Source organism: Hasllibacter sp. MH4015 (genome assembly GCF_020177575.1).
GTDB lineage: Bacteria > Pseudomonadota > Alphaproteobacteria > Rhodobacterales > Rhodobacteraceae > Gymnodinialimonas.
Genome location: NZ_JAHTBK010000001.1, coordinates 3,007,105 through 3,019,626, shown reverse-complemented (window position 1 = coordinate 3,019,626; position 12,522 = coordinate 3,007,105). Strand labels below are relative to the sequence as shown.

At 65.4% G+C, this 12,522-nt stretch carries 10 protein-coding genes; 3 read left to right on the top strand and 7 right to left on the bottom strand.

From position 1 onward, the window contains the following. Positions 1-18: 18 nt before the first annotated feature. On the bottom strand, positions 19-1,662 hold the full coding sequence (locus tag KUW62_RS15405; protein ID WP_224816345.1) for a PAS-domain containing protein: 1,644 nt from the start codon (positions 1,660-1,662) through the stop codon (positions 19-21). A 122-nt stretch (positions 1,663-1,784) separates the two neighbouring features. Then, positions 1,785-3,200, bottom strand: coding sequence for a sensor histidine kinase RegB (gene regB / locus KUW62_RS15400; RefSeq protein WP_224816344.1), 1,416 nt, complete (start codon positions 3,198-3,200; stop codon positions 1,785-1,787). Positions 3,201-3,309: 109 nt separating this feature from the next. Here regB and KUW62_RS15395 point away from each other — a divergent pair, with 109 nt between their 5' ends. Beyond that, a complete protein-coding gene (locus KUW62_RS15395) occupies positions 3,310-3,942 on the top strand; it encodes an SCO family protein (protein WP_224816343.1) in 633 nt (210 codons plus the stop codon). A 91-nt stretch (positions 3,943-4,033) separates the two neighbouring features. Here the strand turns inward: KUW62_RS15395 and KUW62_RS15390 are convergent, their stop codons facing one another. Continuing rightward, positions 4,034-5,428: an ammonium transporter gene (locus tag KUW62_RS15390; RefSeq protein ID WP_224816342.1), complete on the bottom strand. Its 1,395-nt coding sequence runs from the start codon at positions 5,426-5,428 to the stop codon at positions 4,034-4,036. 40 nt (positions 5,429-5,468) lie between these two features. Next, positions 5,469-5,807: a P-II family nitrogen regulator gene (locus KUW62_RS15385; protein ID WP_224816341.1), complete on the bottom strand. Its 339-nt coding sequence runs from the start codon at positions 5,805-5,807 to the stop codon at positions 5,469-5,471. A gap of 328 nt (positions 5,808-6,135) precedes the next feature. Here KUW62_RS15385 and KUW62_RS15380 point away from each other — a divergent pair, with 328 nt between their 5' ends. After that, positions 6,136-8,406: a transglycosylase domain-containing protein gene (locus KUW62_RS15380; protein ID WP_224816340.1), complete on the top strand. Its 2,271-nt coding sequence runs from the start codon at positions 6,136-6,138 to the stop codon at positions 8,404-8,406. Between the two features lie 8 nt (positions 8,407-8,414). Here KUW62_RS15380 and KUW62_RS15375 read toward each other — a convergent pair whose 3' ends face one another. The 3 genes from KUW62_RS15375 to KUW62_RS15365 all read right to left on the bottom strand — a co-directional run bounded on the left by KUW62_RS15375 (position 8,415) and on the right by KUW62_RS15365 (position 11,254). Beyond that, positions 8,415-9,983, bottom strand: a complete 1,569-nt coding sequence (locus KUW62_RS15375; protein ID WP_224816339.1) for a gamma-glutamyltransferase family protein — start codon at positions 9,981-9,983, stop codon at positions 8,415-8,417. A 455-nt stretch (positions 9,984-10,438) separates the two neighbouring features. Further along, positions 10,439-10,900 carry an ATP-binding protein gene (locus KUW62_RS15370; protein ID WP_224816338.1) on the bottom strand — a complete coding sequence of 154 codons (462 nt, stop codon included), beginning with the start codon at positions 10,898-10,900 and terminating at the stop codon, positions 10,439-10,441. Between the two features lie 6 nt (positions 10,901-10,906). Further along, the gene (locus KUW62_RS15365) at positions 10,907-11,254 is read right to left on the bottom strand and encodes an STAS domain-containing protein (protein ID WP_224816337.1); all 348 of its coding nucleotides are present in this window, start codon (positions 11,252-11,254) and stop codon (positions 10,907-10,909) included. Positions 11,255-11,342: 88 nt separating this feature from the next. On the opposite strand from KUW62_RS15365, the gene KUW62_RS15360 reads away from it, so the two are divergent. Continuing rightward, the gene (locus KUW62_RS15360) at positions 11,343-12,515 is read left to right on the top strand and encodes an acetyl-CoA C-acyltransferase (RefSeq protein ID WP_224816336.1); all 1,173 of its coding nucleotides are present in this window, start codon (positions 11,343-11,345) and stop codon (positions 12,513-12,515) included. The last annotated feature ends 7 nt before the right edge of the window (positions 12,516-12,522 follow it).

The following is a 12,522-nucleotide window of genomic DNA, read 5'->3' as shown; positions in this document are numbered from 1 at the left end:
GCCGGTCGCAAGGCACGCTCAGGCGGTGCGCGCCGCCCCAAGTGGTTGCGCCGCGCCCGCGTCGATCACGACCGGCGGCTTAAGGGACAATTCGGCCAGCGGATTGTGCAGGTGCGCATCAAGGGGAATGAAGTGCACCACCGTGGCGCGGCCACGGGCAGGTGCCATCCGGACGGCCAGCCGTATGCCATCGACGGTTTCGACCTGTGCGACATTCGGATCGCGCGGAACCTCGTGACAGACGAATTGCCGAAGCTCCGCCCAGACGGGGGAGGGCTTGCACCGGGTCGACCAGAGGCTCACCGCCTCGCTCAGGTGGGGCAGGCCGCCGACGCGCGCGGTGTCGCGCCCCCAGAGGTCGTCATAGCCTTGGTTGGAATGGATCATCCCGCCGTCATGGTCGAATACGGCAATCGCGCTGGGCGAGGCATCGAGCACCGCTTGGTACATATCCAGATCGGCCCGGAATTGCCGGGTGAGGGAGACCTCGGCGCTGATATCCTCGATCATGAAGGCGATCGCGCCGTCGGGATGGGGCCGCCCGATCACGCGGAATGTCGCGCCTTCGGGCAATTCCCACATTTCCTGGTAGGTGCCGTTTTCCGCGCCTTCCTCCAGCCGCGCAATCTCATCCCGCCAGGACCGGTAATCGCGCGGCTCCGGAATACGGCCCTTCTCGCGGAGTTGATCCAGGAACGCGCGCAAATCGGGGCGGGAGGACAGGAACTCGACCCCCGCCTGGGTCAGCGCGTTGAGGGCCGGATTGAACGTCACCAACTGGCGTTTGCGGTCGAACACGGCAAGGCCGATGGGCAAAGCCGCAAAGGTCTTGGTCGTGGTCTGGAGGAATTCCCGCAGCGTCGTCTCTGCCCGGATCACGCGGTCGGCGGGTTGCGCCGTGTAAAGGACGGAGCCGCCCGGCATCCGGTCGCAGGCAACCTCGAACCAGCTGGCCTCATCCCGGTCGGGCAGGTTGAGGTGGCAGCGGCGGCTGGTGCCGTCATTGGGGGCCGGTTCAAGCTGATCGGCGAAGATGCGGGGAAGCGGCCAGCCGGGCGCGTCACCGCCGCGCAGGCGTTCGACCAGGTCGAAATAGGGCGTGTTGGCCCAGACGACCTGCCCACCCTCATCCACCCGCCACATCGGGACCGACCCGGCATCGAGCGCGGCGCGCAGGTCCGACAATTCGCCCTGGAGCGCGTCGAGTGCGGCGCTTTCCACGGTTTGCCGTCCGTTCCGCTCCGCCGACGGGCCCACGGACAGGACAAGGGTGCTGTCCTCCTCCACCCGGCCGGAGATCGTGACGGGATCGGTTCCGATACGCCCGTCAAGCAAGAACGCCTCCCCCCGGTCGCGCAAGGCCGCGAGGTGGGGACCGAAATCGGGCGAAAGCGGGCCGAGCGCCGCGGAAAGCCGCGCGAAGGCGACGGTACGGTCGACACTGGCATCCAGAAAGGCATCATCGGCGTCGAGGTCGGAAATCAGGTAATCTTCGCGGAACCGGTAACAGCGCAGGATGTCGGAGCCGCCCACCGGCCCCGCCGCCGCCGCGAGCCGCCCGCGACCGGAGCGCATGAACAACACACGGGAACTGAGCAACACCGCACCGATGGCAGTGACGAGGCTGATCGCGAGGTACATCACTGTGGTTGCATTTGCCAAGATACGGCCCCGTCCCTTCGAAATCCCCCGCAGGATCATGGGAAAAAACGGTTAACGGGCGGTTAACGAAGCGTGAAGACTTGCGGCACCGTGTTTCCAATATGGAAACAATACGTGGAAAATCAGTCGATTATCAGTTGATTCTCGCCCAATGGCTGCGAGGTCGGGCCGGTGGCGTCCACCAAAGCCTCGCTCGGCCAGACCACTTCGACAAGCGCCCCGCTCAGCCCCTTGCGATCCTCCACGGTGAGAAATGGATCGGCGGCGTTCATGAAGGCCACCCGCGCACCGGAGCGTTCGAGAAGCGTCTTGGCGATGAACAGGCCAAGGCCCATCCCCTCGTATCCCGGGCGCACATCGTGGGTCGTGCGGTTGCGGCGTCGCAGGAACGGATCGCCCAGACGCCCCAGCAGATCGGGCGGAAAGCCTGTCCCGTCGTCGATGATGCGCAGGCGGACCATGGTGTCGTCCCAGACCCCTTCGATCCGCACCTGTTGGTCGGCGAAGTCCACGGCGTTCTGCACGAGGTTGCGCAGGCCATGGATCACTTCGGGTTTGCGCCAGATCTGCGGCTGCGGCGCGTCACCTCCCCCTGGCGCGGCGCGGAAATCATAGACCAGCGCGATGCCGCGGTCGGCATGGGGCTCCGCCGCTTCTTCGACCACGGTGGAAAACGGCGCGCGGCGCAGGTGCAGGTCGTCCTTTCCGGCGCGGCCCATGGATTGCAGGATGTCGCGGCAGCGATCCGCCTGATCGCGGATAAGGGCCGCATCCTCGGCCAGTTCGGGGTGATCGCCCAACTCCTCCAGCAGCTCGGTCGAGACGAGCTTGATCGTCGCCAAGGGCGTGCCCAATTCGTGCGCGGCGGCGGCGACCACACCACCCAGATCGGTCAGTTTCTGTTCCCGCGCCAGCGCCATCTGCGTCGCCAGCAGGGCCTGGGACATCCGGTGGGTTTCCGATGCGATGCGGCGGGCGTAGGCCGACAGGAAGAAGATGCCGATGACGATGGCGAACCAGAAGCCGAAGATGAACAGACCGGGCAGTTGCAGGACCTCCCCCGACAGGGTGGTCAGCGGCAAGTGCCACAGGGCCAGGCACGATATCAGGAACACCGCCAGAAGCCCCAGGATCATGGTGGAGCGCAGGGTCAGCGCGGTTGCGGAAATCGTCACGGGCGCGAGGATCAGCAAGGAGAACGGGTTGTTCAGCCCCCCGGTCAGGAACAGCAGGAAGGCCAGTTGCGACAGGTCGAACAGGAGCGTCAGCATCGCGTCCCGGTCGCTGAGGCGCTGGTTTTCGGGAAAGATCGACATCGCCACGAGGTTGGAGACGACGGACGCCCCGATGGCGAGGAAGCACAGGCCGATCTGCACCTGAAGCCCCATGTAGAAAGCGGCCACCACCACCGCGAGCGTCTGTCCGCCGATCGCGAGCCAGCGCAGCACCAGAAGCGTGCGCAGGCGGACCCAGTCCACGCGGCTGTCCTGTCGGACGAGGGCGAGCGCGGGATCGGCGGCGAAATCGGGGGCGGCCATGGGTGCGGGGCATCCTGTCACAGGAACGAGGTCGTGAATTGATAGGGCGGGTGGAATGTCTATTCAACGGACTTAGCACGCCATTCCTGTCTCGAAGGGGACCCGTCCAATGACCACACGAACCTATGCGCTGGCCTCCGTCGGGCTGATCTCCGTCCTGGTGGTCGGCACGGGCGTCGCGATCCTGTGGGGCGGGTCGAATGACGATCCGTTCGGACAATGCCGCGAAGGCGTCGTGGCCGGCGGCGCGGGCAGTATCGGCGGGCCCTTCACCCTCGTGACGGAAACCGGGGAGGAGGTGACGGATGCCGAGGTCATCACCGAGCCGACGCTCGTCTACTTCGGATACACGTTTTGCCCCGACGTCTGCCCGCTTGATACCGTGCGCAACGCGGAGGCGGTGGACCTGCTGGACGAGGTGGGGCGCGATGTGCAGCCGATCTTCATCACCGTCGATCCGGCGCGCGACACGCCGGAGGTTCTGGCCGCATTCACCGACAACGTGCATGAACGGATGCTCGGCCTGACCGGCACGCAGGCGCAGACCGATGCCGCCGCCGATGCCTACCGCGTGTATTACCAGAGCCATGCGGACGGGACGGACCCTTACTACCTTGTCGACCACACGGCGTTCACCTACCTGATGATGCCCGGGATCGGCTTCGTGGAGTTCTTCCCGAGGGAGACGAGCCCGCAGGAAATGGCATCCCGGACCGCGTGTTTCATAGACGCGGCGAGCTGACACCGCCGCGCCGTTCGCGGACGCGTGTGGCACCAAAAAAAAGAGCGCCCGATCATGGGCGCTCTTTCCGTTTTCAGGGTCGGTGGAGGGATCAGCCCTTGGAGAATTCCGGATAGGCTTCCATACCCAGTTCGGAAACGTCGAGGCCGGTGATCTCTTCCTCCTCGCCCACGCGGATGCCGATGGTCAATTTCAGGATGAACCACACGATCAGCGAGGAGACGAAGACGAAGGCACCGATGGCCGCGATCCCCAGAAGCTGTGCGCCAAGCGAGGCGTCGCCATTGTAGAAGACGACCGCGATCGTGCCCCAGACACCGGCGATCAGGTGGACCGGGATGGCACCGACCACATCGTCGATCTTGAGCTTGTCGAGCAGCGGAACCGTCACGACGACGATGATACCACCCACGGCCCCGATCCAGAGCGACCCGAACAGCGTGGGTGCCAGCGGCTCGGCCGTGATGGACACGAGGCCCGCCAATGCGCCGTTGAGGATCATGGTCAGGTCCGACTTGCCGTACATCACCTGCGTCAGGATCAGCGCGGCCACGGCACCGGCAGCGGCAGCCATGTTGGTGTTCGCGAAGATCCGGCTGACATCGGTGACGTCGTTGATCGTCCCCATCGCCAGCTGCGAGCCGCCGTTGAAGCCGAACCAACCCAGCCACAGGATGAACGTACCGAGCGTAGCCAGCGGCAGGTTGGAGCCGGGCATCGGATTGACGCGACCGTCCTTGTACTTGCCCAGACGCGGACCCAGCACGATGGCACCGGCCAGCGCGGCGAAGCCACCGGCGGCGTGAACCAGGGTGGAGCCTGCGAAGTCGGAGAAGCCTGCCGCCGACAACCAGCCGCCGCCCCACTGCCAGGACGCCTCGATCGGGTAGATGAAGCCGGTCAGCACGATCACGAAGATCAGGAAGGGCCAGAGCTTGATGCGCTCGGCCAGGGTGCCGGACACGATGGACGCCGTGGTGGCGCAGAACATCAGCTGGAAGAAGAAGTCCGACCCGTCGGAGGCGTAGGACAGATCGACATCGGTGGTGCCCACGGGCTGCAACACGGCTTGGCCGAACGCGCCGAGATAGCCGATCACGTTGACTGTGCCGTCATCGCCTTCGGACAGCGAATAGATCGTCCAGTTGATGAGGCTGGTGTCGACCTCACCGGCGGCAAAGCTCATTTCCCCCAACGGGTACATGATGTTGTAGCCGACCAGCCAATACATGATCGCGGCGATGGAGAAGAGCGCGATATTCTTGGTCAGCTGCATGGTGACGTTCTTGGACCGCACGAGGCCCGCTTCGAGCATCGCAAAGCCCGCCGCCATCCAGAACACGAGGAAGCCGCCGATCAGAAACAGCAGCGTGGTGAAGATGTAGGAGGTGTGCGGCGCAGCTTCGCCACCCTCCTGCGCGAGGCCCATCGACGGCAGCGCGGCAAGGGCCACGGCAGCGACGGGAAGGAGATACTTGGTTTTCATCTGTCTCTCATACCTTTGAGTTGCAGGGACGCGGGCACGATCACAGCGCGTCGTCGTTGGTTTCGCCGGTGCGCACGCGAACCGCGCTTTGCACGTCGAGAACGAAAATCTTGCCGTCGCCGATCTTGTCGGTCTTGGCCGTGGACTGGATCGTTTCGACCACCTGGTCGGCCATGGACGCGGCCACGACGATTTCCAGCTTCACCTTCGGCACGAAATTCACGGCGTATTCCGCACCGCGATAGATCTCCGTGTGACCGGATTGGGAGCCGAAGCCCTTGATCTCCGTCACCATCATGCCGCGCACGCCGATGGTGGTGAGCGCCTCGCGCACCTCCTCCAGCTTGAACGGTTTGATTGCTGCAATGATGAGTTTCACGTCTCTACACCCCTTACGGTTGTTGACTGTCCCCTGTGACCGGCACGCACCGCCCCCGAATTGGCGGCACGTGCAGGCGCGTTGTGGGGGTAAAGACAGGCCGGGCTTGGGGGTGAGGCAACGGAGCGGGTGCAGATTTGCTGCCGTGCAGCGAAGCATTTGCAAATTTTTTGCGCATTTTCGCGTCTTTGCCTCAATTTTGTGCGAAAGCATCACGGGGCGGCGCGCCATGCCCCCTCCACAAGCGACTCGAATGCGCTTATCTTGACGCCCAACGAGGATGGCTCCGGCATTTGCCGCAACGGCCCCCGATACGAGGCAAGATGAGATGAGCCCTTCTGGAAATGGCAGACGCAGGCTGGTGGCGGATCGCCGGGCCAATGCAAGCTCCACCCGCAAGCCCGCACGCAAAAGCGGCGGTGGCAGCGGAAGCGGCGGCGGCAACGGCGGGAACCGGCGCCCGCGCCGCAAGTCGCCCCGGCGCAAGCCACCGCAGCGCGGCGGCATCCTCGGCTTTTTCGCGCGTGTGATCCGCTTCGTCTTTCGGCTGATCTGGGGCGTCATCTGGCGCGGGGCCGTGGTTGTGACGCTGATCCTGGCGCTGGCGACCGGCTATTACTACGCGCAGCTGCCCGATCTGGACGATCTTCTGGACGCTCGCCAGCGTGGGTCCGTGACGATGCTGGACCGCCACGGGGAGGTCTTCGCCTGGCGTGGGGAGCAGTTCGGCGGGGCGATCGACGCCGCTGCCACCTCTCCGCATCTGGTCAACGCCGTTGTCGCCACCGAGGACCGCCGGTTCTGGCGGCATCTGGGCGTGTCCCCGCGCGGCATCGCGAGTGCCATCCGCATCAACCTGCGCGAGGGGCGCGGGCCGCTCTCGGGCCATGGCGGGTCCACCATTACCCAACAGGTCGCGAAGATCCTATGCCTTGGCGTCGGCTTCGACCCCGAGGAATGGGAGAGTGAGGCGGAATACGAGGCCGATTGCCGCCGCACGACGATCTGGCGGAAAATCCAGGAAGTGCCGTTCAGCTTCGCGATGGAGCTGCGCTATTCCAAGGCGGAAATCCTGAGCGTCTATCTGAACCGCGCCTATCTGGGCGCAGGCTCTCGCGGGTTCGAGGCGGCGGCGCAACGCTATTTCAGCACGTCTGCGGCAGAGGTGAACCCCCAGCAATCCGCGATGCTGGCGGGCCTTCTGGTTGCACCCTCCTATTACGCGCCCACGCGCGATCTGGAACGGGCGCAGGAACGGGCCAACGTTGTCCTCAACCTGATGGAAGAGCAGGGATACCTGAGCGCCGACGCCGCCGACCGCGCCCGCGCCAATCCGGCCACCCTGTCGGATGCGGCCAACCAGGATACCGGCGGCTACTTCGCCGATTGGATCATGCAGGTCGGCCCCGATTTCCTGACCGGTGAGACGACGGAGGACGTGATTATCCGCACCACCTTCGACCCGGACATCCAGGCAGCGGCGGAGGCGGCGATCGCCAATGTCTTCGCCAACCAGGTCCGTGCCGGATCGGAAGCGCAGGCCGCCATCGTCGTGATGAGCGCCGACGGGGCCGTGCGCGCGATGGTGGGTGGCCGCGACCTTGCGGGCGGGGGTCTGTTCAACCGTGCCACGCAGGCGCTCAGACAGACGGGTTCCGCTTTCAAACCCTTCGTCTACGCAACCGCGCTTGACCTGGGGTGGCGGTTCGATGACCTGATCCTCGACGCGCCGCTGACGATCAACGTCCCCGGCTCCGGCCCCTACAGCCCGGAAAACTATACCGGCGAATTCTATGGGCAGGTGACGCTGACCGATGCGCTGCGCCGCTCGCTCAACACCGCCGCCGTGCGTTTGTCCGAAGAGGTCGGGCGCGATCTGGTGCGGACCGTGGCCAGCGAATTCGGCATCGAATCCGACCTCGCCCTTGGCCCGGCTTTGGCCCTTGGCGCGTCGGAATCCACCCTGATCGAGATGACGGGCGCCTATTCCGGCATCCTCAACGGTGGCTCCGCCGTGCGGCCCTACGGCCTGACGGAATTGCGGCTACTGGGGGAAGATGCGCCGATGTTCGAACAGAGCACGGGTATTCGGGAACGCGTGATCTCGGAATTTTCCGCGCAGCAGTTGATCTACATGATGACGCAGGTTGTCACCAACGGGTCGGGCACACGCGCGGCACTGGCGGATCGGCCCGTGGCGGGCAAGACCGGCACGACAAATTCTGCACGCGATGCGTGGTTCGTGGGGTTCACCGCGGATTACGTCGCGGGCGTCTGGATGGGTTACGACGACAACCGGCCCCTGTCCGGCGTGACCGGGGGCGGCCTTCCGGCAGAAATCTGGCGACAGGCGATGGAGGGGGTCCATGCCGGGCTTCCGGCCCGCCCCCTGCCGATGATCGACCCGATTGCGGAGGCGAGACAGCCGGAACAACCGCTCAACGGCAATGGCCTCGTGATCGGGCCGGACGGCACGGTGACGGGCCCCGTGACCCCGCGCGGCACGGTCGTTCCGATTGGCAATGCGCAGGGTCAGGGCAATATCGGCAACGCGATCAACAACGTGCTGAACGACATATTCGGGCCCCGCAACAACTAGGCCCGCAATCAGTAGCCGAGTGCGATGCCGTCCTTGCGCGGGTCGGAGCCGCCTTCGAGCACGCCATCGGGCCGTATGCGGATCGCCTGCGCGCCGCCGATGGGCGGGAAATCTTCCATGAGCGTGTGGCCCTTGGCCTCCAGCGCCGCGCGCACCTCCGCGCCATATCCGCGTTCGACCTTCAATTTCCCGGCTTCCGCAAAGGCGCGCGGTGCGTCGATGGCGGCCTGCGGGTCCATTCCGTAATCGACCACGTTGGACACGAACCGTGCGTGGCCGGTGGATTGGAAAGAGCCACCCATGACGCCAAAGGGCATCAGTGACCCATCGCCAAGTTTGAGCATGCCGGGGATAATCGTGTGCAACGGACGTTTGCCGGGGCCAGCCTCGTTCGGGTGCCCCTTCTCCAGCGTGAAGCCAGCGCCGCGGTTCTGGAACAGGATGCCGAACCTGTCGGAGGCGAAGCCCGAACCGAAGGAATGGAAGATCGAGTAGATCAGGCTGACCGCCTGCCGATCCTTGTCCACGACGGTGATATAGACCGTGTCCTTGTGGATATTGTCGGTCGCCGCGCGGGGATCGGGCAGAGCCGTGTCGGCGTCGATCAGGCCCGCCAGCGCCTTGGCGGTGTCCTTTGACACCATGTGGTCCAGCCGGGTGGCGTGATCGGGATCGGCCAGGAACCGGTCGCGGGCGTCGTAGCCGAGCTTGGTCGCTTCCGCCTCCAGATGCAGACGCTGCACGCCGACGGGGTCGGCCTCGGGCGTCATCGTCTCCAGCATGTTGAGGATCAGCATCGCCGTCGCACCCTGGCCGTTGGGCGGAAGCTCGATCAATTCCGCATCGCGGTAGGTGCCGCGCAGGGGAGTGACGTAGGTGCAGGCGGTTTTTGCGAAATCCTCCAGTGTGTGGGTGCCGCCAAGGGCTTGCAGGCTGTCGACCATGTCCTGGGCTACGTCACCTTCATAGAACCCCGCCCGGCCTTGGGCGGCGACGTGGCGCAAAACCTCCGCCTGACCCGGGGCGGTGAAGCGCGCGCCGACGGAAAGCGGGGCGTCGTCATGCAGGAAGTAATCGCGCGCCCTGCCTGACAGGACATGCGAAGACGAGGCGTAATCGTGGGCAACGCGGGGGGCGACCGGCACACCGGCTTCGGCATAGTGGATCGCGGGGGCCAGCACCTGGTCGAGCGGAAGACGCCCGTGATCGGCGTGGAGTTTGCAGAACCCGTCAATGGCGCCGGGGATCGTCACGGCAGAGACATCGTAGAGTGGCATCGTCTCGTGCCCGGCGCGGATCGCATCGGCATCCAACCCCGCGGGCGCGCGACCGGACGCGTTGAGGCCAAGGATTTCCCCGTCGGGTTGAGCGACAAGGGCGAACATGTCGCCGCCGATCCCGGTGCTCTGCGGCTCACACATCCCCAGAAGGATCGCCGCGCCGATGGCGGCATCGACGGCGGAGCCACCCTGCCGGAGGAGGGTGATGGCGGCCTCTGCCGCGAGGGGGTGCGAGGTCGCGCACATGCCCTGATCGGCGTAAACGGCGGACCGTCCCGGTTTCTGAAAATCGCGCATCCTGCCCCTCCATCCCGTCAGGAGGCAGAGCCTAGAGGGACGCCGCGTGCGGACAAGGGGCGCAGTGATATTTCGGGAGGGGGAGTGTCGCCGCAGAGGACCTCGACATCGCGCACTGGGTGGGGGCTTTGACACGCGACGCCGAGGGAAGCCTCTGCAGCTACAGGGCTCTTGTCGCGTTTCAAGGCGGCGGCGATGGGGAGGAATTGCGGCAATCCTGTGTCAATTCGCTTGGGTCACAGGGGGCGGACGGCCGGGACCGGGACTGTGGTGGACTAGGAACGGCTGGGTGGTCGCGATACGGCAGACTGGGCTAGGTCGTTGGCAGGAAAGAGGTTTTCACACCGGACCAGACGGTTGGGGAAGGCAGCGGTGCGAAAGACCGGCCGCGCTTGGACGGGTCGCACGCGTTGGCGACACGGCTTAATGCGTCATGTCGTGGGCAAGTGCCCCGGTCAGGCGGGAATCAGAAATTCCAGCCGGTTTTCCCCGTCTGCGCGCGTGTAACGGATGCCGTCGGTCATTTCGCGGACCATGGCCCATCCGAAGCCGCCTTCGGGAAGATCATCGCGCGGGGTGCCTGCAACTTGCGGCATGATGCCCGCCGGTGGCGCGCCGTTCGGCATGACACGCCCCTGATCGGTGATGACACACCACAGGCCGTCCGGACGGTGGTCGATGGCGAGGCGGACGGGATGCCCATCCTCGAACCCGTAGGCATGTTCGACCACGTTGTTGAGCACTTCGCCAAGGATGATCTGCGCGGCATCGGCAAGGGGCGCGGGCGTGCCGTGCCGCGCCATGGCCTGTTTCATGTCGTTCAGGGCAATGCGGACATTGTCCGGGCTCGACCCGAAGGCCCGCTCCAGAACCCGCGCGTGCACGTCATGCGATGGATCGGTGCCTGCCCCCGACACGTCCGTTTACTCGGCCGCCGTCTGACTGGCCGCGGCAACGGCATGGGCAAGGGTGGGGAAGATCGCGAAGACCGAATTCATCCGCGTGAGCGTCATCACCTTCTCCACCGGGGGTTGCAGGCCTGCGAGCGCCATGTGCCGCCCTTCACCCAGGCCCTTGTAGACCGCAACGATCGCGCCAAGGCCGCTGGAATCGAGGAATTCCACGGCGCTGAGATCCAGGATCACATCCCCCCCATCCGCCGTTGCCGTGCGAAACGCTTCCTTGAATTGGATCGCAATACTTGCGTCCAGGCGGGTATCGGCCACATAGACCACGCCAAAGGTGCCATGCGGTGTGTACGACAAGTCCATCCTGTGTTCCTTTGCAGACCAGTTTCATTGGACGGTAGGGACCATTCCTTACAATTTCGTTTGCAACCGGATCGGGAGGGATCGGCAGATGGATCAAGTTGTCATTACCGGCGCGGCGCGCACGCCGATGGGCGGATTTCAGGGGGCGCTGTCACCCGTGACGGCGGCTGAATTGGGCGGGGCCGCGATCCGCGCGGCACTTGATGGCGCAGGCGCGGCAACAGCCGACGAGGTGCTGATGGGCTGCGTTCTGCCCGCCGGTCAGGGGCAGGCGCCCGCGCGACAGGCCGGGTTCCATGCGGGTCTGGACGAGAGCGTACCGGCCACCACGCTCAACAAGATGTGCGGCTCGGGCATGAAAGCCGCGATGATGGCCCATGATGCTTTGGCGTTGGGGCAGGCGGATGTGATCGTCGCGGGCGGCATGGAATCGATGACCAACGCGCCCTACCTGATGCCGTCTATGCGGGGCGGCGCGCGGATCGGGCACCAGAAAACGCTCGATCACATGTTCCTGGACGGGTTGGAAGACGCCTACGACAAGGGCCGCCTGATGGGCACTTTTGCGGAGGATTGCGCAGAGGCGTTTCAGTTCACCCGCGAGGCGCAGGACGCATACGCACTGGGGTCACTGGAAAACGCGCTCTCCGCGATCCAGTCCGGCGCGTTTGCCGATGAGGTCGCTCCGATCACCGTGAAGACCCGCAAGGGGGAGGTGCAGGTCACGACAGACGAGCAGCCCGGCAAAGCGCGGCCCGACAAGATCCCGCAGCTCAAGCCCGCATTCCGGGAGGGCGGGACGGTCACGGCGGCCAATTCTTCGTCGATTTCGGACGGGGCCGCAGCCCTCGTTCTGGCGCGCGCCGATATGGCCGAAGCCCAGGGCCTGAATGTGCGCGCGCGCATCCTCGGCCATGCCTCCCACGCCCACGCGCCTGCGTTGTTCCCCACCGCCCCCGTGCCCGCGGCGCGCAAATTGCTCGACCGCCTTGGCTGGAGCGTGGATGACGTCGATCTGTGGGAGGTGAACGAGGCCTTTGCTGTCGTTCCCATGGCCTTCATGCACGAGATGAACATCCCGCGCGAGAAGATGAACGTGAACGGCGGGGCCTGCGCGCTTGGCCATCCTATCGGCGCGTCCGGTGCGCGGATCATCGTGACGCTGCTACACGCGCTGGAGGCGCGCAATCTCAAGCGCGGCGTGGCGGCAATCTGCATCGGGGGCGGCGAGGGCACGGCTATCGCGATCGAGCGTGACTGACCCCGCC